22 protein-coding genes and 1 riboswitch are annotated in these 19,414 nt (G+C 42.1%); of the genes, 3 read left to right on the top strand and 19 right to left on the bottom strand.

From position 1 onward, the window contains the following. Window positions 1-76 precede the first annotated feature (76 nt). Window positions 77-1,558 (bottom strand): M protein trans-acting positive regulator PRD domain-containing protein, encoded by a 1,482-nt coding sequence (locus tag LXO72_RS00860; protein WP_233331255.1) that lies wholly within the window; start codon window positions 1,556-1,558, stop codon window positions 77-79. 431 nt (window positions 1,559-1,989) lie between these two features. After that, the gene (locus tag LXO72_RS00855) at window positions 1,990-3,117 is read right to left on the bottom strand and encodes an AI-2E family transporter (RefSeq protein WP_048715385.1); all 1,128 of its coding nucleotides are present in this window, start codon (window positions 3,115-3,117) and stop codon (window positions 1,990-1,992) included. Between the two features lie 56 nt (window positions 3,118-3,173). On the opposite strand from LXO72_RS00855, the gene LXO72_RS00850 reads away from it, so the two are divergent. After that, window positions 3,174-3,977, top strand: a complete 804-nt coding sequence (locus LXO72_RS00850) for an ABC transporter ATP-binding protein (RefSeq protein WP_233331254.1) — start codon at window positions 3,174-3,176, stop codon at window positions 3,975-3,977. 82 nt (window positions 3,978-4,059) lie between these two features. On the opposite strand, the gene LXO72_RS00845 is transcribed toward LXO72_RS00850, so the two are convergent. The 8 genes from LXO72_RS00845 to LXO72_RS00810 all read right to left on the bottom strand — a co-directional run bounded on the left by LXO72_RS00845 (window position 4,060) and on the right by LXO72_RS00810 (window position 10,489). Beyond that, entirely contained in the window at window positions 4,060-6,114 is a 2,055-nt protein-coding gene (locus LXO72_RS00845) for a cation:proton antiporter (protein WP_233331253.1), read from the bottom strand. A 3-nt stretch (window positions 6,115-6,117) separates the two neighbouring features. After that, on the bottom strand, window positions 6,118-6,381 hold the full coding sequence (locus tag LXO72_RS00840) for a hypothetical protein (RefSeq protein ID WP_006595800.1): 264 nt from the start codon (window positions 6,379-6,381) through the stop codon (window positions 6,118-6,120). Then, window positions 6,374-6,931, bottom strand: a complete 558-nt coding sequence (locus tag LXO72_RS00835; RefSeq protein WP_233331252.1) for a class I SAM-dependent methyltransferase — start codon at window positions 6,929-6,931, stop codon at window positions 6,374-6,376. Before LXO72_RS00835 ends, LXO72_RS00840 begins: the two co-directional genes overlap by 8 nt. Before the next feature lie 10 nt (window positions 6,932-6,941). Next, window positions 6,942-7,874 carry a TIGR01212 family radical SAM protein gene (locus LXO72_RS00830; RefSeq protein ID WP_233331697.1) on the bottom strand — a complete coding sequence of 311 codons (933 nt, stop codon included), beginning with the start codon at window positions 7,872-7,874 and terminating at the stop codon, window positions 6,942-6,944. A gap of 23 nt (window positions 7,875-7,897) precedes the next feature. Continuing rightward, window positions 7,898-8,209: an MGMT family protein gene (locus tag LXO72_RS00825; RefSeq protein WP_233331251.1), complete on the bottom strand. Its 312-nt coding sequence runs from the start codon at window positions 8,207-8,209 to the stop codon at window positions 7,898-7,900. A 3-nt stretch (window positions 8,210-8,212) separates the two neighbouring features. Continuing rightward, window positions 8,213-8,863 carry a phosphatase PAP2 family protein gene (locus LXO72_RS00820; RefSeq protein WP_233331250.1) on the bottom strand — a complete coding sequence of 217 codons (651 nt, stop codon included), beginning with the start codon at window positions 8,861-8,863 and terminating at the stop codon, window positions 8,213-8,215. After that, entirely contained in the window at window positions 8,853-9,410 is a 558-nt protein-coding gene (locus tag LXO72_RS00815) for an ECF transporter S component (protein WP_233331249.1), read from the bottom strand. Before LXO72_RS00815 ends, LXO72_RS00820 begins: the two co-directional genes overlap by 11 nt. Window positions 9,411-9,626: 216 nt before the next feature. Beyond that, a riboswitch (FMN riboswitch) is annotated at window positions 9,627-9,861 on the bottom strand. An 85-nt stretch (window positions 9,862-9,946) separates the two neighbouring features. Continuing rightward, window positions 9,947-10,489, bottom strand: a complete 543-nt coding sequence (locus LXO72_RS00810) for a tRNA (cytidine(34)-2'-O)-methyltransferase (RefSeq protein ID WP_048688281.1) — start codon at window positions 10,487-10,489, stop codon at window positions 9,947-9,949. A gap of 300 nt (window positions 10,490-10,789) precedes the next feature. Between LXO72_RS00810 and trkA the strand changes: the two genes are divergently transcribed. After that, the gene (gene trkA, locus LXO72_RS00805) at window positions 10,790-12,145 is read left to right on the top strand and encodes a Trk system potassium transporter TrkA (protein ID WP_048688284.1); all 1,356 of its coding nucleotides are present in this window, start codon (window positions 10,790-10,792) and stop codon (window positions 12,143-12,145) included. A 3-nt stretch (window positions 12,146-12,148) separates the two neighbouring features. Then, a complete protein-coding gene (locus LXO72_RS00800; RefSeq protein ID WP_048715397.1) occupies window positions 12,149-13,609 on the top strand; it encodes a TrkH family potassium uptake protein in 1,461 nt (486 codons plus the stop codon). 77 nt (window positions 13,610-13,686) lie between these two features. Here the strand turns inward: LXO72_RS00800 and yidD are convergent, their stop codons facing one another. The 9 genes from yidD to racE are packed head-to-tail and all read right to left on the bottom strand — an operon-like array spanning window position 13,687 to window position 19,382. Next, complete coding sequence (yidD, locus tag LXO72_RS00795) at window positions 13,687-13,941, bottom strand: membrane protein insertion efficiency factor YidD (protein ID WP_233331248.1); 255 nt, start codon at window positions 13,939-13,941, stop codon at window positions 13,687-13,689. Continuing rightward, window positions 13,941-14,669 carry a pseudouridine synthase gene (locus LXO72_RS00790; RefSeq protein ID WP_023024093.1) on the bottom strand — a complete coding sequence of 243 codons (729 nt, stop codon included), beginning with the start codon at window positions 14,667-14,669 and terminating at the stop codon, window positions 13,941-13,943. Before LXO72_RS00790 ends, yidD begins: the two co-directional genes overlap by 1 nt. Continuing rightward, a complete protein-coding gene (gene scpB, locus LXO72_RS00785; RefSeq protein WP_048715400.1) occupies window positions 14,659-15,228 on the bottom strand; it encodes an SMC-Scp complex subunit ScpB in 570 nt (189 codons plus the stop codon). The genes LXO72_RS00790 and scpB overlap by 11 nt, the downstream gene beginning before the upstream one ends. Then, window positions 15,221-15,931: a segregation/condensation protein A gene (locus LXO72_RS00780; protein ID WP_048715402.1), complete on the bottom strand. Its 711-nt coding sequence runs from the start codon at window positions 15,929-15,931 to the stop codon at window positions 15,221-15,223. Before LXO72_RS00780 ends, scpB begins: the two co-directional genes overlap by 8 nt. Then, complete coding sequence (gene xerD / locus LXO72_RS00775) at window positions 15,931-16,662, bottom strand: site-specific tyrosine recombinase XerD (protein WP_023024100.1); 732 nt, start codon at window positions 16,660-16,662, stop codon at window positions 15,931-15,933. The genes LXO72_RS00780 and xerD overlap by 1 nt, the downstream gene beginning before the upstream one ends. Then, window positions 16,659-17,120 carry a cyclic-di-AMP-binding protein CbpB gene (gene cbpB, locus LXO72_RS00770; RefSeq protein ID WP_117744570.1) on the bottom strand — a complete coding sequence of 154 codons (462 nt, stop codon included), beginning with the start codon at window positions 17,118-17,120 and terminating at the stop codon, window positions 16,659-16,661. The genes xerD and cbpB overlap by 4 nt, the downstream gene beginning before the upstream one ends. Next, window positions 17,117-17,638 carry a metallophosphoesterase gene (locus tag LXO72_RS00765; protein ID WP_023024104.1) on the bottom strand — a complete coding sequence of 174 codons (522 nt, stop codon included), beginning with the start codon at window positions 17,636-17,638 and terminating at the stop codon, window positions 17,117-17,119. The genes cbpB and LXO72_RS00765 overlap by 4 nt, the downstream gene beginning before the upstream one ends. Further along, window positions 17,623-18,591: a nucleoside-triphosphate diphosphatase gene (locus LXO72_RS00760; protein WP_233331247.1), complete on the bottom strand. Its 969-nt coding sequence runs from the start codon at window positions 18,589-18,591 to the stop codon at window positions 17,623-17,625. Before LXO72_RS00760 ends, LXO72_RS00765 begins: the two co-directional genes overlap by 16 nt. Then, window positions 18,588-19,382, bottom strand: coding sequence for a glutamate racemase (gene racE, locus LXO72_RS00755; protein ID WP_023024108.1), 795 nt, complete (start codon window positions 19,380-19,382; stop codon window positions 18,588-18,590). Before racE ends, LXO72_RS00760 begins: the two co-directional genes overlap by 4 nt. Window positions 19,383-19,414: the final 32 nt, after the last annotated feature.

The raw sequence follows: 19,414 nt of genomic DNA, 5'->3' as shown, positions 1-19,414 counted from the left end.
TGCCCATTATATCATATTTTTTAAAATGGTGCATAGTCGTAAAAATTTCCCTCCTAAAAGAGGAGGGAAGGCTTCATTATACTCCAGATCGTGTGAAATCATAAAAGAGTACATTCAGTTTTTCTACAAGTTCCAAAAGGGTTAAACTACTTGTACAAATAAATTTTTTCCCTTTTATATTCGGAATCATAAAGTTGGCAACAATGACATCATATTCGGTGTGCTCTAGTTCATGAAGATTAAAGTCATGCTTGATGACCTGTGAAAACTCAAAGTTATCCGTACAATAGAATTTTAAGAAATCAATCATGGACTTAGCATGGTGGTCATCGTATCGGCTAATGATTAAGACCTTGACAGCCGTCCGTCTCCTTAATAGTTGAGGCAATAGATTTTCCCAATGTGAAAATACGGTATAAATCTGATGCTTGAGGTTTTCAGGATTTTCATGAAAGCCCATCTCTTTGAGATAGTGATACAAACCCGTTTCAACATCCTGATAAAATTTCGGGAAGAGGGTGCGATAATCCTCATTGGTATAGCTCTTGGTATCATCGAGAAGAAATTCACCAAAGATTTCACGCCGCTCCAAATAGGCGGTATTGTGAATATGCATAATCATCTCTTCATAATTCTCAAGTTCCAAACCATAAGATTTACTCAGGTGATCAAGAAATTGAGAGGCTAGAATATAGGATTTTTTTGTAACAGCATCTTCCTCGGTAGCATCAATCAGATCCTGCGGAGTAAAGTAAAAACGTTTCTGCAGAAAAATGATAAAGAGCTGTTCAATGGTTTCTTCGTTAAATTCTACACCCAGTTGCAGGCCAAAATAACGAAGCATCTCATTGATTTTTGGGAGTTCTTGGTAAAGATAGGCGTATTGTTCAAAATTATTGGCCCCTTCAATCCGATACCCTTGCTTGATCCGGTAAAGATAGACCGTCAGCATAATTTTATAAGAATGAAAGATCGAATAAGTCAGTGGGATTTCCGTCAGTTTATAGAAGAAGGTGATGAAATCAATGATGACTTGTTCTCTGATATCTGGAAATGGCCACTCTAAATAATAATACCGCTCTGCAAAATATTGGGAATAGAAAAAGCGAATATCGACTTCGTCTCCCACGACATTTAGAGGATTCAAGGTGATTCGAATATTGTACTTTTCCTGAATAATTTGGTTGATATTTCGAATCAAGCGATAAAATGATTGCTGGCTGAGATCATACCGTCTACAAATTAAGTCACTGGAAACATCCTTATGGAAGAACAAATACTCCAAGAGGGAGAAAGCTGTAGATTCTTTAAAGAAGTGATGGTACACCACCTCAATCCCAATCGAATCGTCATAGCTAATCTTAATACCATTTGTCGAAGATTCAATCAAAAATTCATTAAAGACCGTCCGTAAATTTGAAAGATCCTCCTTTAATGACCGCTCTGTACAATCTAACATTTCAGCGAGTTCCTTCAAATGAAACCAGCGCTTTTCACGAATTAATGTTTCTAGCAAACGCATTTGGCGTCGCTGCTTTTTGGCAAGCAATTCTATCATCTTATAGAAACTCCTTGATTTTGTATCATTACTAATTCATTATAATATATTTTCTTAAAGGAAAGCTAAAACTTTACGATTCAAGCCCTTAGCCTATCCTGTCTAAGTCTATACTCAAAAAGGAATGGTCACCCATTCCTTTTTTAATGTAGACATACTATTGTTTTACATAAAACAGCTAGATAATTTTCAAAAAATGACTCTTATTTTTTGAGTCATTCAAGTAGAGCTAAAACTTTCCGCTGTGAGAAAAGTGCCTGAAACAATTATGTTTCAGGCACTCGGAATTATTGAGACCTTAGGCTCAATAATTAGTCATGGAACTTCGACGAAGTTCGCTGACGTCCGTACTCACCTAAGGAAAGTTTTTTTAGAAGACTTTATCTTCAATTTGAAAGGAATGGTCACCCATTTCCTTCTCGTTTATTCTATTAGGATTTATTGATGATTCCATACTCTTCTTGCTTGCGCTGTTCCTTTGTCTTTTTATGATTTTCATACAAGGCCACGAGGAATTTCACGATCTCTTTACCGATCGAATAAACCGGAATGGCCACAACCATCCCAATCACACCATAGATGTTACTGGATAAGAGCAAGAGGACCATGATGGTAATGGGATGCACCTTCATCACCCCTCCCACAATCCGAGGGTAGAGGATATTTCCGTCAATCTGTTGGACGATGAGCATGAAGATAACAGCTTTGATCATCATATTGAAATCCGTGAAGGCATAGGTAACCACCATAGGAATCAAGCCAATCGTCGGTCCAATGTAAGGAATGAGGTTAGCCAAGGCTGAGAAAATCGCAAAGACCAAGGCATACTTCAAACCGATAAAACTGTAGCCAATAAAGGCTAAAGTCCCGATGATTAAAGCATCGATAGAAATACCACTAATATAGCGAGAAACTGTTTGGTTGAGACTCACTAAGAGAGAGGTAATATTCCGCCGGTCATTTTTCAGGATCGTCCGCTCTAACATCGGTAGTAGTTTTTTCCCATCAATCAAGAAGTAAACCAGGAATATCGGTGTCATCACCAGAATGAAGAGTGTATTGACAATCGTTGACACCACACTCCCTAAACTATTGGTCACACTGTTTAAGATATTTTGTAGAATATCCACATAAGACAGGTTTAACTGCTGAATAGTTGATTGGATATTGATACTCTGAAAGGCTGGATTCTTTGATAACTTCGTTACAAAACTTTGCACTTCCCAATACAAGCCTTGGGTTGAATTAATTAAGCTTGTCAACTGGTTGATCAAAATAGGCAGGATATAAACAATCCCATAAATAATCAATCCAAAAAGGGTTACCAAGGTTAATAGAATGCCCAAAATTCGATTCAGATGAAATTTCTTTTCCAAAAATTCTACGATTGGATTGGTGATATAGTACAAGAAACCAGCAATCAAAAATGGAAGAATAATCGTATTCAGAACAGATACAAATGGAGAGATCAGGCTTCCCATGCTTCCCCAAATATAGAATATAATCGTTAATAATAGGACTTCACAGGTCCAGAAAAATAATTTACTTTTATGAAACATCCCTTTCCTCCTATCTGCTATTTTATCATATTTATGGTAAAATAGAGAATATTTTTATGAAGGTTAAAAAGATGAAAGAAAGCTTAATTGAACTGAAAGACGTCACTCTCAGAAAAGAAGGAAAAAATCTCCTTTCCCGTTTGAATTGGACCGTCAATAAGGGGGAAACCTGGGCCATCCTTGGACTGAATGGTGCTGGCAAATCGACCCTACTCCGTCTCTTAATGGCGGAATATTGGAAAACGGAAGGGGAAGTTTCTGTCCTTGGAACACAATTTGGCCAAGGAGGGATTCCTGAGCTCCGCAAGCGAATCGGAGTGGTCAGCTCCTTTATTTCTGAGCGCATCCCTGAATCTCTATCACCAGAAGAAATCGTCCTCACTGGAAAATACAAGAGTAGCATTCTTTATACAGCTTATGGAGAAAAAGAACTCGAGGAAGCACGATCCATGTTGCGTCGCATCGGTGCTGCTTCTTTGATTGGGCGAAAATACCGGACTCTCTCTCAAGGGGAAAAACAGACGATTCTAATCGCCCGTAGTCTCATGGAAGAGCCCGATCTTCTCATCTTTGACGAAGCCTCTAGTGGGCTTGACTTATTTGCTCGGGAAGCGATCTTTCAGCTGATCCAACAGATTAAGCAGATGGAAAAGGCGCCGACCATTCTCTTTGTCACCCACCATGCAGAGGAAATCACCAAGTCCTTTAGCCATGTCCTTCTCCTCAAGGAGGGACAAAGTTTTGCCCAAGGACCTAAGGAGGAAATTCTCACCCAAGAAACGCTATCAGCTTTTTATGGGGGAACGGTCCAGCTGATTCCAATCGGGGAAGAACGCTATTATATCCAGCCAGAGCAGTAAAAAGACTTACTAAGATACAAAACAAAGAGATTGGGACAAGCGTCACCAATCTCTTTTCTTCTATTAAAGCGGAAACTTACTTTTACCGATTCCGAGCATAATTGATCATGTCATAAGGAAGAGTATTGGCACTTTCTCTTAAGGAATAGTTTTCCAATTCGTTGACATTTTGGCGCATGCGACGCGCATACTTGGCTGAAATCAAGTGCTGCTCCTCATATTCGAAAATCAATTTTCTTTCTAAGTAATAGCCTCTTAGCATCTCGTCAATATTATTGGGCTTGATGCGATTGATAACCCGCTCTACAAAAGCACCACTGGTAATCAACGATGTTTCCCGCAGACGAGATTCTTGAAGGAATGAAATCAAGGTACTCCGATAAATCCCTTTTAGGTTTTCCAAACTCTCGATAATGATTTCCGTATTGGCCAGATACAAAGCAGCGATCTGGTCATAGTCAATAGCTTCGAGCTTGTAATTCTCTCCGTTTTTCCATGCCCGAATACCGGAACCCAAGGTCACAAGCTCGTGCAACAGCAGTCGGAGCAAGCGGAAGAGCACCAAGAAATAATAGGTCAGGCGAGATGATAGATTGCGGTTGACCTTCTGCTCCATGGATCGAAGATAACGTTGGTAGACATGGTAACTTCTATCTCGAATCTTTCCTTCTTCATAAGCCTGTTCCAAACCATCGTTCTCAATACTAAGAATAAGGAGTTTCAGTTGTTCCCAGTCTCTTTGAGTCGCCTTATCTTCCTGATTGAGAATCATATTTTCTATCCGTCCATGATAATTATCAATCGCCGCGTATAAAGGACCCTTCTGCTTGGTCACCGTCAACTCTTTCTCCAATAGCATGACGACATCATTCAAGATAGCAATATGCATCAAATGATCATTGGATTCCTCTTTGTCCTCGGATAGTTTTGGGAGGACGAGAAGTCCGATTAAAAAACTACACAAGGTGACCCCTGCTACTAAAAACAAGAGAACTGGATATTCTGCTTCTAGATGCGTCGGTATCAAGAGAATGGTCGCAATGGACACTGTTCCTTTGACCCCTGAAAAGGTCAACAAGAGGGCATCTTTCAGATACTTATCAATGGATTTTTTCAATCGGAAACCCCGATACCAGTAAAATCCATACACCATCAAAAAGCGAATCAGGAACAAGAGCCCCGTCAATAAGAGAACAGTCACAATCAAGAGCAGATTGTTGTAAAAGGGAGTCCTCAAAATTGGCTCAGAAATCATCTCCAGCTCCATCCCCAAGAGGACAAAGACAGACCCATTGAGGACAAAATTGACTGTATTCCATACCGTATGCGTGACCGTATCCACCTTGGCTTCTAGTAGGGTAATTTTCTTAAACCGACTAGCCTTTAGGATCCCAGCCACTACAACCGCAATAATCCCTGATACATGGATCTCTTCTGCGATAAAGAAGGTCAGTAAGGGGAGACTCAACTCTAAAATGAGTTCACTGGCAATATCCGTTGCCCGAACACTGAGCAGTATTTTTTGAAGCCCACGGTTGACAGCAGCTGTCACAATCCCAACCGCAAACCCTCCTAAAATAGAGATGACCAAGTCCCAACTAGCTTGGCCTAAGGAAAAGACTCCAGTGGTCCATGCAGCTAGAGCCACACGAAAGGCAACCAAACCTGAAGCATCATTGAGCAAGCCCTCTCCTTTTAGAATGTTGGAGATTCGTTTTGGAAAGGTAAAGCGTTCCGAAAGGGAGGCAAAGGCCACCAAATCAGTCGGCCCGAGCGCTGCCCCTACTGCCATACAGGCCGCTAGTGGAATTCCTAGCCACAAGAGATGGGCCAACCACCCCAAGCTAAGGGTCGAAATAAAAATAACTGGGAAGATTAAAAAGGCGATAATGCGCCAGTGCTTCAGAATCGAGGTAATGTCTGCTTCTTCTGCCTCTCGAAAGAGGAGCGGTCCAATAACCAAGGCCAAAAAGAGCTCGGTATCTAAGTGGTACTCCGAATTGGGTAAGAGAAAGCCAATCCCAATCCCTAATAATATCTGGATCAAAGGGAGGGGCAAGGTAGGAATCAACTTATTGGTCGCATTGGAGACAATCAGGATCAAGGAAAAGACAATGGTGTATACAAGAATCTCCATCCCTTATCCTCCTGATCGTTGGTTACAACAGTCCTCAAAGAGTTGCTTTTGTTCTTGGATCTTTTGATCAATCTTTGTCAGATCCTTGTGCTCAATTTTCTTCTGGCAACGTTCCATTTCAAGAGAGACCAGCTTCTTCTTGATTTTGATCATTTTTTTGCTCATCCGTGCTTCATCTAAAAAACCAACGGCACGTTCATGAGAGGTTGACTCCACAAAATCGTGGCGAAGAGCATCAATTTTATTTTTTAAAAATTCTTTATCCATGGCGATAACTTTCTAATTTTTCGATCATGACCAAAAATGGGGGATGGTTGATCTGGTTCAGGGTCCGGTAAGTAGTGACCGTAAATTCTTGTTGAGGAAGTTGGGAGACAAACTCCAAGACAGCATCTTTTTCTAGGTCCCCACCCTCATGACCATAATAGATCATAATGGCTATTCGCCCTCCCTTGATCAAGCGGTGACAGAGTTTATCAATGGCTTGGATCGTTGTTTTAGGCTGGGTAATAATCGACTTGTCTGCTGAAGGAAGATAGCCTAAGTTGAAGATAGCCGCCTTGACCTGGTTTACATAGTGATCTACTTCTTCATGCCCCTTTAACAGAAGGTGGGCATTGGAAAGACCTGCTTCTTCCAAACGCTTTTGCGTTTGGAACAAGGCCTGCTCTTGAATATCAAATGCATAGACTTCTTTGGCTAGTTCTGCCAAGAAAAGGGTATCATGCCCATTGCCCATGGTCGCATCAACCACAGTATCTTGATCTGTAATGACCTCCCTAAGAAAATCATGGGCCATCTCTAATGGTCGCAACATGCTACTCCTCCTATTTTCCTACTTTACAACCTTGAACACTTCCACGGCGACGCATCTCAGCTTCAATGGCATTCAGAACTTCCCACTTATTGAGACTCCACATCGGTCCTATCAGCATTTCGCGTGGAGCATCTCCTGTAATCCGGTGGATGACGATCTCCTTGGGAATGATCTCCAGTTGGTCACAGATGACCGACACGTATTCCTCCTGACTCATCAATTGCAATCGTCCTTCATGGTAGTCTCGTTGCATCCGGGTATTGGTCATGAGATGGAGCAGGTGCAATTTAATGCCCTGGATATCGTTGTCTGTTACACAACGGCGGACATTCTCCACCATCATCTCATGCGTCTCCCCAGGAAGACCGTTGATTAAGTGTGAAACAATCTCTGCCTTAGGGACCTGTTGGCGAATCCGCTTCACCGTTTCCACATAGAGTTCATAGCTATGGGCTCGGTTGATCAATTCAGATGTCGTTTCATAGGTCGTCTGCAAGCCTAGCTCAATGGTCACATGCATGCGCTCTGTCAATTCTGCTAGGTAGGCCAACGTTTCATCCGGCAAGCAGTCTGGTCGTGTCCCGATGTTAATCCCTACGACACCTGGTTCATTGATGGCTTGCTCATAGCGCTCCCGAATGACATCGACGGATTCATGCGTATTAGTGAAATTTTGAAAATAGACCAAATACTTTTTGACGTCGGGCCATTTGCGGTGCATAAAATCAATTTCTTTGTAAAACTGATCCCGAATAGGGGCATCTGGTGCTACGATGGCATCTCCAGAGCCAGAAACTGTACAAAAAGTACAGCCCCCTCGAGCAACAGTTCCATCACGATTGGGACAGTCAAAGCCCGCATCGATTGGGACTTTGAAGGTCTTTTCTCCAAATAAAGTTCGGTAATAATCATTTAAGGTCGTATAGGATTTCATACTCCTCATTATAGCAAAAAAGCAGAGTGAACTCAAAGTTGAGTCTCCTCCGCTTTCCATTTGTACTTTTTAAGATCCACACAACCGTTGGATTTGCATTCCACCCCTTCGGCCCAAAGAAGCGTGCCTTGCTCTTCCCAATCAGGAGCCAGGCGACCAGTAGAGGTCACGACCCGATGACAGGGATAGGTCACAGCTTTTGTAGAAGTAGCCAAGACCTTGCCGACCTGGCGGGCGTGACGAGGATAGCCAATGAGTTGGGCAATTTGACCATAGGTGGCCACATATCCCAGGGGAATCTGAGCAACGACCTTTAGGACCTTTTCTTCAAATAAATCATTCATGCTTTACTTCTGCTTACTCTTAAAGCGCCATTCAAAACGCAAACGGTCGTAATAAGGAAAGACCATTTGCAAAAGACCAAATCCCAAAAGCATACTTCCTGTGACGTCTGTCGGGTAATGAACCCCAACATAGACACGTGATACAACGATGGTCACCATACAAAGGAAGAGGGCAATCTGAGCTAGGACTTTCCCGACTTGAGAGGTCATCCGTTGCCCCACCACAATGATTAAACTACCGAAGACCAGGGTGGCAGCTAAAGAGTGGCCACTTGGGAAAGAATAGCCCCCTTCTTGGACCAAATGTTGAAGTGCTGGTCGTGGACGTAAATAGATGTGTTTCAGGATCACCACGAGTAATCCAGTTGTAACCAAACTCCCGGTGAGGAGGAGGGCCTCCGTATACCATTTCTTCCAGACAAAGAAGAGGACAATGACGCCAACCCAGGATGCAACAACGGGTGTGTTCATCAGCACTGTTACACGGGTAAAGAAGGCCGTCAAATAGACTGGTAAATCCCCGCGAATAGCCGATTGAATCGGTTGATCGATTCCGACTAAATTTTCAGGATAAAATTTGACTACATAGCCCAGAATCATAAATAACAAAAGGGCAAAAGAGCCCTTTAAAAAATGAGATTGTTTATTTTTCATAGATTTTAAGTAGGGGCTGTACGACGGTATATACCATCCAGAATGTCACAGCCCAAATCAGTCCTTCTATCAGATTAAAGGGAACAACCATACTGAGAAGATACTTTTCAACTCCGACCATCTTTGCGATGTCAAAACCAACAAATTTGGCATAGAGAGGGATGGCATAATAGTAATTGACTAGGAGCATGGAAATGGTTAAACCAATGGTCCCAACTAGACTAGCAATTACAAACCGAACCTGGCTTTTCTTCTTATTCCAAATGACTGCAAAGGCTAAGACAAAGACTAATACACCAATGATATTAATCGGTAAGCCAACCAATGTCTCAGCTCCTCGACCATTCAAAACCAACTTGAGAACAGATCGAATCAAAATCACCACAACTGAGCTTTTTAGATCTAATAGAACTAAGGCGAGTAAGATTGGAATCGTACTAAAGTCAACCTTTAAAAAATCAATCCCTATTGATAGTTGATAAAACATCAATAGAAAAGAAAGTGCGGATAAAACAGCCACTAGGGTCAGTTTACGAGTATTTGTCATCACAGGTTCCTCCAATTTTTACTAAAATTAGAAGAAGTTGGAAAGATTCCCTTAACCTTATTCTATTTCAATCGTTTTAAAGAAAACTTAAACAGTTCCTTGGTACTTGATTAAAAAAGCCCTGATGCTACAAGAAAAAAGCACAAAGACTGATTTCTTATAGAATCAACAAAATTTCCATCAAGTCCATCGTCAAAAAGAACAGGTTTGTTCCTCTCTCGTCTTCTCCCATCCAGACTATACTGTCGGTTGTGGAATCACACCACATCAGCTTGCGCTCGCGGACTTCTCTTAGAGTATGGAAATGGAGATTTTTCTTTTAGACGAGGCGACAAGCTCTAGGCATAACTTCTAGTTAGGCAAAGCTTGGCAACAAGGTAGAAAAGAAAAAGAGCATTTCCTAGTAAAAGTCACCGCCGGTCGGGAATTACACCCTGCCCTGAAGACTCCTTAATCATAACAAAAAACACCTGCTATTGCAAGTGTTTTGTAATATCAAAAGTTACAACGAAACTCCCTTTGCAAAGAGCCTCTTCCTACTTCAACTTATCTCCCTCATACTGATGGACCAGCTCTAAGCCTGCAAACTCCTGTTGTCTGAGGGCTTCGTATACAATCATACAAACGGTATTGGAGACATTCAAGCTTCGAACATGCTCATCATTCATCGGAATCCGAATCGCCTTTTCAGCATGAAGCCGCATAAAATCCTCTGGTAAGCCTTTGTCCTCACGACCAAAAATGAAATAATGTTCTGCATCATCATTATAATCCACATCCGAATAGGTCTGGTCAGCAAATTTTGAAACCAGGTGGACCTTTCCTCCAGCTGCAGCCTCCATAAATTCATCCAAGCTGTCGTAGAAGCGAACATCTAACTTATCCCAATAATCCAGTCCCGCACGTTTCATCTTCCGATCATCGATAGGAAAAGCCATGGGCCGAATGATGTGAAGGGGGGCATTGGTAGCTGCACAAGTACGAGCAATGTTCCCTGTGTTTTGGGGGATTTGAGGTTGATAGAGAACTACATGGTTTTTTGATTTGGTTTCTGTATAAGCTAATTCTTCAATATTCATCACAATCTCATTTCTGGCAAAAAAATAGCCACACTGCCCGGAGTCAAGCTCAGCAAACAGCGTGGTTACGACTTCATTAACTTAACTCACAACAGGTTTGAGGTAAATCAATGAGGTTACTGTATCAGTATACCACTTTCATACCTCCTGTCAACTATTTCGACAAAAAAAATTCACTTTTTTACATTCTCTTTCATGTAGTTTAGAGAATCTGGTTCTTTATGCCCTATTTCCACCATTAAGAGGTGATTTTTTTTTGAAAATAGAGTAAGATAGAATCATACTTTGGAGGAAATATTCATGAAAATTATTGTAGTTGGAGGCGGTAAAGTCGGAACAGCACTCTGTCGTTCCCTCGTCGCAGAAAATCACGATGTCATTTTGATCGAACAAGATGAAGCCGTCGTTAATCACATTACCAAACGCTACGATATCATTGGTATTGTTGGAAATGGTGCCAACTTTAAGATTCTAGAACAAGCAGATGTGGCCGACTGTGACATCTTTGTCGCCCTGACAGAGCAAGACGAAGTCAACATGGTTTCTGCCGTCTTGGCCAAAAAAATGGGAGCCAAAGAAACTATTGTCCGGGTCCGCAATCCAGAATACTCAAATTCTTATTTTAAAGAGAAAAATATTCTCGGCTTCTCTCTAGTTGTCAATCCTGAGCTTCTTGCTGCCCGCTACATTGCTAATAGCATTGACTTCCCAAATGCCTTATCTGTTGAGCACTTCGCTGGTGGGCGAGTGGCCTTCATGGAGTTCAAAATCAAGGAGGAAAGCCCGCTCTGCCAGATGACCCTTTCTCAATTCAGAAAGAAATACGGAAACATCATTATCTGTGCTATCGAACGGCAAGGTCAGTTAACGATTCCAGATGGCGACTTCACTTTACAAGCCTTTGATAAGATTTTCATGACTGGAAATCGAGTGGAAATCGTAGACTTCCACAATAGCATTCGTCCGCAAGTCGTTAAAAGCCTGCTTCTGATCGGAGCTGGCAAGATTTCCTACTATCTCCTAAATATTTTGGAAAATAGCAAACGGAAGATTGACTTAAAAGTCATTGAAATCGATCAAAAACGGGCAGAATGGTTTAGTCAAGAATTCCCTGATCTCTATGTTATACAGGGAGATGGGACATCAAAAGATATTCTAATGGAAGAGCGAGCAGGTAACTTTGATGCCGTGGCGACTCTAACAGGGGTCGATGAAGAAAACATTATCGCTTCTATGTTCCTAAATAGCGTAGGTGTTCAAAAGAATATTACCAAGGTCAACCGGACTAGCCTACTGGAAATTATTGATCGGCAAGATTTTTCAAGTATTGTGACACCCAAAGGCATTGCGGTGGACACCATCATGCATTTCATCCGTGGACGCTACAATGCCCGCTATTCAAATCTTGAAGCCTTGCACCATGTTGCCAACGGTCAAATCGAGACCCTTCAATTCCAGATTCGCGAAGAAAACAAAATGACGGGCAAACCTTTGGCACAACTGAAATTGAAAAAAGGTGTTCTCATCGCAGCCATTATTCGAAACGGGAAAGCTATTTTCCCAACTGGAGATGACCATCTTTTGATAGGGGATCGCATTATCGTTACTACCCTAATCAGCAACATCACTAAAATCTATGATTTGTTAGAGGGGTAAGCCATGAACAAAAGTATGATTCGCTACCTTTTAGCAAAACTCCTTCTAATTGAAGCCATGTTGCTCTGTGTGCCGATTGTGGTTGCACTTCTCAATCTAAAGAACGATTTTGTTGTCAAGGATAGCCCGACTGTCTTTCTCTCCCTATTTGCAACCATTGCTATCCTCCTTGTATTGGGAGGCATTGGTTCCTTTTTCAAACCCAAAGATTTTCACATCTATGCTAAGGAAGGCGTTCTGATTGTGGCTTTGTGTTGGATCCTCTGGTCCTTCTTTGGTGCTCTTCCTTTTGTCTTTTCAGGACAAATCCCAAACATCATTGATGCATTTTTCGAAGTTAGCTCTGGTTTTACAACTACAGGGGCAACCATTTTAAATGACGTCTCCGTCCTCAGTCCTTCCCTTCTTTTCTGGCGTAGTTTCACGCACTTAATCGGAGGGATGGGGGTGCTAGTCTTTGCCCTAGCTATTATGGACAATAACAAGAACAGCCACCTCGAAGTGATGAAGGCAGAAGTGCCTGGTCCCGTATTTGGTAAAATTGTATCCAAATTGAAGAACACAGCTCAAATCCTTTATTACCTCTATTTGGCCCTCTTCTTCCTCTTTGTCGTGATCTACTTCTGTGCTGGCATGCCTCTTTATGATAGCTTTATCATTGCTATGGGAACTGCTGGTACCGGTGGGTTCACCGTCTTCAACGACGGGATTGCCCACTACCATTCGACGCTCATCACCTATTTGGTCAGCTTTGGTGTCTTGGTATTTGGGGTTAATTTTAACCTTTATTACTATATCATGCTTCGCAAGTTCAAAGCCTTCTTCGGCGATGAGGAACTTCGCACCTACCTGATGATTGTCGGAGTTTCTTCCCTTTTGATTGCCTGCAACATTTTCCATCTCTATCATAATTTTGCAGATAGTTTTGAAATGTCCTTTTTCCAAGTCTCCAATGTCATTACCACGACTGGATTTGGTTTTGGCAATACTGTTGATTGGCCACTCTTTTCTCAGTTCCTCCTTCTCATGCTCATGGTGGTTGGTGGATCCGCTGGGTCAACGGCTGGGGGACTAAAAGTGATTCGCTGCTTGATTCTAGCTCGGATCGGGAAGAATCAAATTCGTTCGACTCTCTCACCCAACCGGGTGATGACCCTACATGTGAATGGCACTGCCTTGGATAAGGACACCCAGCACAAAATCTTAAAATATTTTGTGGTCTATACCTTGATTACGATCGCCCTCATTGCGGTTGTCAGCTTTGACAGCAACAATTTTATGACGGTTGTCAGTGCAGTCTTTAGTTGCTTTAACAATATCGGACCGATGATTGGGACAACGGATACCTTCGCTATCTTTAGCCCCATCTCTAAATTCTTACTATCAATTGCCATGATTGCAGGACGGTTAGAAATCTACCCGATGTTACTGCTATTTATGCCTCGCACTTGGTCCGATCGCTAAAAACAAAAAGTTTTGGAGAATTTCCAAAACTTTTTTCTTTGCTCTGAGTGAGACTTCTTATGGAAGTTTGCTCTAACTTAATTTTCGCTTTTCTCTTCTTCTAGGTGGCTTCTCAGACTGAAATGATCTGGAACTGGATCTACTCCAGTCTTGCTCCAGGGATGGCAACGAAGAATCCGAGCAAGCCCAATCAGAATCCCTTTCAAACCATGCCGTTCAATAGCCTGGATCATATAGTTGGAACAGGTAGGACTATAGCGACAGGAAGGCGGAAAGAGGGGCGAAAGAAGGCGTTGATAGAGACGAACAAGGCCAATCGCACATTTCTTCATTATTTTTTCGTCTTTGTCACTGCAAGGGTATGCAATTGGCTGATTTCTTTTTTATTGAGACGGCGGTATTCACCAGGACGAAGTCCAGAAACGTCTAGATTTCCAAATTGGGTCCGGGACAATTTATCCACCAAGAGGCCAACGGCTTCAAACATCTTTTTGACCTGGTGATTGCGTCCTTCATGGATGGTCAATTGGACAACTGAGCGATTCTTTTCTGGATCAACCTTTAGAATCTCATAGGTAGCTGGCTTGGTCTTTTTGCCATCAATGGTCACACCACGAGTCAAGGGACGCAAGTTTTCTTTGTTCGCCAATCCCTTCACACGCGCAACATAAACCTTATCAATCTCATTACGCGGGTGGATCATTTCATCTGTAAAATCACCATCATTGGTCAAAATCAGGACACCAGAAGTATCCCAGTCCAAACGACCGACAGGATAAATCCGTTCCTTGACTTGCGGTAACAAATCAATAACAGTTGGTCTCCCTTTATCGTCTGATACACTGGAGATGACCCCTCTTGGTTTATTTAAGAGGTAGTAAACCTTCTCCTCGTTGTATATCGGTTGACCTTCTACTTCTACCTTGTCTCCAGACTTGATCGTTGTCGCCAATTCACGGACAACTTGGCCATTTACAGTGACAAGGCCTTGCTTAATCAATTCCTCTGCTTTGCGGCGGCTTGCGACACCAGCATGAGCAATATATTTGTTAATTCTCATCAATTTCCTCAGTTCTTTCTGTAAATAATTGGCTTTCTTGACCGATTAACTCCGTCTCTTCAACAATTGGTAGCTCGTCTAGATGGTTTATCCCCATGTAATCCAAAAAGTAATCTGTCGTCACATAGAGATTAGGTCTCCCAATGACTTCTTTCTTCCCATCTTCTCGAATCAACTCAAAAGAAAGTAATTTTGAAATAGCTCCACTAGAGTTCACCCCTCGAATATCATCGACTTCAATCCGAGTAATCGGCTGTTTATAGGCAATGATGGAGAGAGTTTCCAAGGCGGCACGAGAGAGACTTTGATTCATTGGTGACTTTGAATACTCACGTAACAGCTCTGCATATTTGGACTTGGTCACTAATTTATAGGTTGACGCTGTCTCCAATAAGGCCATACTAGAATCTTGATCCTGCTCATATTTCTGGGCCAATTTTTCTAAACTTTGAATCACCCCTGTGGGAGGAAGGGATAAGAGGTCGGCAATCTGCCTCACCGTCAAACCATCTTCTCCTGCAACAAACAAGAGGGCCTCCATCTCTGCAATTTTACTCATTCTTTAATCCTACTAAAATAATATCTCCAAATGGTTCTTCCTGAAGAGCCTCAACTTCTTGTACTTTAATTAATTCCAAAGTCGCCAAAAAGACTGTAATCAGTTCGTTGACATCCTTGGCTTCCTCAAAAATATCTTGTAGTAAGATTCTCTTACCAGGTTGACACAAGTGACGAACAACATTCATCAGGTCTTCAATTTTATACTCGTCTCGAACAATGGTCGTATGATTTTGTCGAAATTCTTCCTTCTTTTTCGTTAACAATTTTGAAAAGGCCAAGAAAAGATCTATCGTGGTCTTGTCATGGACCAATTCAGCATCATCATAGACTAATTCCGTTTTGGGTTTTGAAAAGTACTGGGCTCTCTCCTCGTGTTGAAGGGCCATCTTTTCACCCAATAGTTTAAACTTCCGGTACTCTTCGATTTGAGACAGGAGATCCTGCTCCAAATCTTCTTCATCGGTTGCTTGCTCCGCAATTTTTGGAAGGAGACGCCGACTCTTAATCAAGGTCAATTGACTGGCCATCAGCATGTATTCACCAGCGACCTCTAAGCGCATGGCTTGAAGGGTCGTCAGATAAGCCAAGTACTGCTCGATCACCTCAATCAGAGGGACCTCATAAATATCCATCTGATATTTTGAAACGAGGTGTAAGAGAAGATCCAAGGGACCTTCAAAATCCTTTATTTTAATATCCATTACTTATACTTTTCTAGGGTTACTAGGGTTTTTAAACCTAGCTCTCGGGCGATGCTAAACAGATCCATCCCCTGTTCTCTTTGTTTTAAAATATATTGTTCCCGTAAGGATTGCGCTGAAAGATTTTCAAAACCTTTTTCCATTAGGAAGGACTCTAATTGACGGAAGCCCCACTGACGCGAATAGGGCTTGCCCTTGTTATCAAATAAATACGTCCCAGTCATCAAATCTGTCAACTCTCCTAAAAGAGCATCCGGAATGCGCAAGACCCGTTTCTGTCCTTCTTTCCCTACACGTAAAACCTGAAAATCGAGTTCAATATCAACGATTTTCAACTGAAGAATTTCACTAGGTAACAAGCCCATCTCGACAATCAAGAGGGCAATCAAGCGTCCTTGGGATTGGTCCGAGCCTTCCCACAAAAGGGATAAATCCAATAACTCTTGATCGTGGCTCTTGGACACAGAGACTTTTGGAAGGACCAAGCGATGGTAATCCTCAATAACCTGATGTTGATAAAGATAAAATAGAAATTGATTGACGGCAGAAAGCTTCCGTTTTTGAACAGCTGGTTTAAAATCCTTAATCGAAGCTTGATATATTCGAAGATTGGTATCTGAGACATGGTTATGAATCGTATCCACGAACTGATCCAAATCATAAGAATAGGCCGCCTGCGAATTTTCACTTAAGTCTTTTTCTTTGATAAAACTAGCTATGTATTCTTTCATATTTTCCTCATCTCGTATTCATTTGAGAAATTGTGCATGAGGGAGTTGATGGCTTTTAAAATGGATTTTCGAGTAATGATTCCTTCAAAGACTCCATCCTCTGAAACAACCGGTAGAAAGGATTCCTCTACCAACTTATGCAAGACTTCTGTCACAGTATAATCTTTCCCTAAGCGCTCTCCATCCGTTTTTGTCATATGAACGATGTCCATGGATGAAAAGACTTCATCAGAATAATCATGTTTCATTTGGTAAGAAAGAATGTCTGTTAAAGAAATCGTCCCTACGTACTTCATCTGATCGGTCACAACAGGAACACGAGTATAGCTAATTTGACTGAGCACCAAGATAGCATGATCCACATTGTGCGTATCAATCAAGACAGCCAAATTGCGCGCTGGAGTCAAAAAAGTCTTTTCTTCTCGAAGAATAAATTCCTCAAATTCCTTAGCGATCATCGATCGAACTCCTTTGTAAGAGGTTCATAGACCTCATGTTTCCGATTTAAAAACTCAACTCGATAGGAATCTGCATCAATTTCCACTTTAGCATAGAGGCACTCTTGAATAGGCCCCCTCGGTAAACTGACTGACCCAGGGTTCAGAAAAAGGGTACGCCCTTCCTTCCAAGCATCCGGAATATGCAGATGGCCATAGAGGCAGATATCTGCATCTTCTTCCTGGGCCCAAAAATCTAACTTTTGAAAACTAAAATTAATTTGGAAAAGATGGCCATGGGTTTGAATGATCCGAGTAGGACCCAATTGCGTCACCAAACGTTCAGGGTACTCCCCATAGAAGTCCATGTTCCCTTTGACAACATGAATGCCTTCCCATACAGGATCGGTACTTTCTAACTCAGAATCCCCGTTGTGAAAAATGGCATCGACCTTTCCTTTATAGTGGTTTTTGATCTCTTCTACGATCTGACGATCACCATGAGAATCGCTCATGACGATGATTACTTGTTCTGCCATGCTGGGAATACCTCCACTAATTTCTTCACGGCTAAAGCTCGATGCGATTGTTGATTCTTTTCCTCTAGAGTTAGTTGGGCAGATGTCTTACCTGTTTCTCCAACTAGAAAGAGGGGATCATAGCCAAACCCGTTTTCACCTTTTGGTTCAAAATTGATATATCCTGGCCAATCCGCCTCAACAACCAGGCTTTCCTTACCAGGACTGGCAACGACTAAGGTTGTGTGAAATTTAGCTGACCGATCCTTCAATTCAAACACCATCGCCAACTCATGTAAGAGCTTGGCATTGTTCTCTAAATCAGTCGCTCCCACACCTGCAAAGCGAGCAGACCAGACACCTGGTAAGCCTCCAAGGATGTCAACCATAAGGCCTGAATCATCCGCCAAGACCATTTTCCCTGTTAGCTGTGAAATCGTCTCAGCTTTTAGGCGGGCATTTTCTTCAAAAGTCATTCCTGTTTCAGCTACTTCTGGAAGATCAGGATAATCATTGAGATTCTCCACTTCAAAGCCCATTTGCTCAAAAATCTGACGAAACTCTTTGGTTTTTCCTTCATTCCGAGTAGCGATTAACAAGCGATCCTTGAGGCCTTTCTGCCCCAAAAAATCTGCAAGTGGAAGACCATTCTTTGGCAGATTAACGGAGAGCAATTGTTCTCCTTCTACAATGAGAAGGGCTCCTTGGCGTTGCACGATTTCAATTTTCCGGCCTATTGTTTCCTCCACAATTTGAAAGAGGAAGGTTAAAAACTGCAAACTAGAGGCGTAACGGACAACTGTAACATTCAGCGGGAAGCCCAAGTCTGTGTCTCCAACTAGTGATTCTACTAAGTCAACAAGCTCAGAAGCTTCTGAAGAGACTTCACTATATTCGTTATAGTCACTCCGCTCTCCCCATTCAGCTAGAAACCAATTTAAGGCATCTTTGTATTCATATATCTTTTGGTTCATAATTCTACATGCTCCACATGAACGACTTGCTGCAACCAAGTCTTGGCAATCGCTGCAAAACTGGCTGCATTGGCCGTTGTATAAAATTGATGGTGGCAATCGTCCAATTGACGACTGCGATTAATCTCAAAGTAGTTGAGTAAGACCGAGATATCCCGGACACACTCTGCCCCGCTATCAATTAATTGAACCTCTGGCCCCATGACATTTTGGATTATAGGGCGAAGAAGAGGATAATGAGTGCAACCCAAAACCATCGTATCTACCTTCCCGGCAAGGGGTTTCAAGGTTTCATAGACGACTTTTTTTGTAACACTGGACTGCAACTCATTGGATTCAACCAAAGGGACAAATTTCGGACAAGCTAAACTCTCTACTGCCATTTCTGGTGACAGGCTTTGAATCTTCTTACGATAAATATCTGAGGCGACTGTCATCGGTGTCCCAATTACGCCAATTCGTTTGCTTCTCGTCGCCTTGATCGCTGCGGAAGCACCTGGTAAAATCACTCCTAAAACAGGGATATCCAAGGCTTCTTTTACCTCTTCCCATACAACAGCTGTCGCTGTATTACAGGCCAAAACAATCATCTTCACATTTTTCGTTAGGAGAAAACGAACCATCTCCCAAGTATAATCACGAATTTGATCTGCTGGTCTCGGGCCGTAGGGTGCTCTGGCGGAATCACCAATATAGACGACCTCTTCATGGGGTAGTTGTCGCATCAATTCGCGTACAACGGTTAACCCTCCGACACCCGAATCCAAAAAACCAATTGGTCGATTGTCCATCTGCCTTCCTTTCAAAACAAGGGACTAAGAAA

Origin of the sequence: Streptococcus sp. XMC, from assembly GCF_021341835.1 — a bacterium.
Classification (GTDB): Bacteria; Bacillota; Bacilli; order Lactobacillales; family Streptococcaceae; genus Streptococcus.
This window is presented reverse-complemented; position numbering and strand designations above follow the sequence as displayed.

Bases quoted from the DNA above. Each gene is read 5' to 3' on its own strand.
- LXO72_RS00860 (WP_233331255.1), bottom strand. From the start codon at position 1,558: ATGATAGAATTGCTTGCCAAAAAGCAGCGACGCCAAATGCGTTTGCTA.
- LXO72_RS00855 (WP_048715385.1), bottom strand. From the start codon at position 3,117: ATGTTTCATAAAAGTAAATTATTTTTCTGGACCTGTGAAGTCCTATTA.
- LXO72_RS00850 (WP_233331254.1), top strand. From the start codon at position 3,174: ATGAAGGTTAAAAAGATGAAAGAAAGCTTAATTGAACTGAAAGACGTC.
- LXO72_RS00845 (WP_233331253.1), bottom strand. From the start codon at position 6,114: ATGGAGATTCTTGTATACACCATTGTCTTTTCCTTGATCCTGATTGTC.
- LXO72_RS00840 (WP_006595800.1), bottom strand. From the start codon at position 6,381: ATGGATAAAGAATTTTTAAAAAATAAAATTGATGCTCTTCGCCACGAT.
- LXO72_RS00835 (WP_233331252.1), bottom strand. From the start codon at position 6,931: ATGTTGCGACCATTAGAGATGGCCCATGATTTTCTTAGGGAGGTCATT.
- LXO72_RS00830 (WP_233331697.1), bottom strand. From the start codon at position 7,874: ATGAGGAGTATGAAATCCTATACGACCTTAAATGATTATTACCGAACT.
- LXO72_RS00825 (WP_233331251.1), bottom strand. From the start codon at position 8,209: ATGAATGATTTATTTGAAGAAAAGGTCCTAAAGGTCGTTGCTCAGATT.
- LXO72_RS00820 (WP_233331250.1), bottom strand. From the start codon at position 8,863: ATGAAAAATAAACAATCTCATTTTTTAAAGGGCTCTTTTGCCCTTTTG.
- LXO72_RS00815 (WP_233331249.1), bottom strand. From the start codon at position 9,410: ATGACAAATACTCGTAAACTGACCCTAGTGGCTGTTTTATCCGCACTT.
- LXO72_RS00810 (WP_048688281.1), bottom strand. From the start codon at position 10,489: ATGAATATTGAAGAATTAGCTTATACAGAAACCAAATCAAAAAACCAT.
- trkA (WP_048688284.1), top strand. From the start codon at position 10,790: ATGAAAATTATTGTAGTTGGAGGCGGTAAAGTCGGAACAGCACTCTGT.
- LXO72_RS00800 (WP_048715397.1), top strand. From the start codon at position 12,149: ATGAACAAAAGTATGATTCGCTACCTTTTAGCAAAACTCCTTCTAATT.
- yidD (WP_233331248.1), bottom strand. From the start codon at position 13,941: ATGAAGAAATGTGCGATTGGCCTTGTTCGTCTCTATCAACGCCTTCTT.
- LXO72_RS00790 (WP_023024093.1), bottom strand. From the start codon at position 14,669: ATGAGAATTAACAAATATATTGCTCATGCTGGTGTCGCAAGCCGCCGC.
- scpB (WP_048715400.1), bottom strand. From the start codon at position 15,228: ATGAGTAAAATTGCAGAGATGGAGGCCCTCTTGTTTGTTGCAGGAGAA.
- LXO72_RS00780 (WP_048715402.1), bottom strand. From the start codon at position 15,931: ATGGATATTAAAATAAAGGATTTTGAAGGTCCCTTGGATCTTCTCTTA.
- xerD (WP_023024100.1), bottom strand. From the start codon at position 16,662: ATGAAAGAATACATAGCTAGTTTTATCAAAGAAAAAGACTTAAGTGAA.
- cbpB (WP_117744570.1), bottom strand. From the start codon at position 17,120: ATGATCGCTAAGGAATTTGAGGAATTTATTCTTCGAGAAGAAAAGACT.
- LXO72_RS00765 (WP_023024104.1), bottom strand. From the start codon at position 17,638: ATGGCAGAACAAGTAATCATCGTCATGAGCGATTCTCATGGTGATCGT.
- LXO72_RS00760 (WP_233331247.1), bottom strand. From the start codon at position 18,591: ATGAACCAAAAGATATATGAATACAAAGATGCCTTAAATTGGTTTCTA.
- racE (WP_023024108.1), bottom strand. From the start codon at position 19,382: ATGGACAATCGACCAATTGGTTTTTTGGATTCGGGTGTCGGAGGGTTA.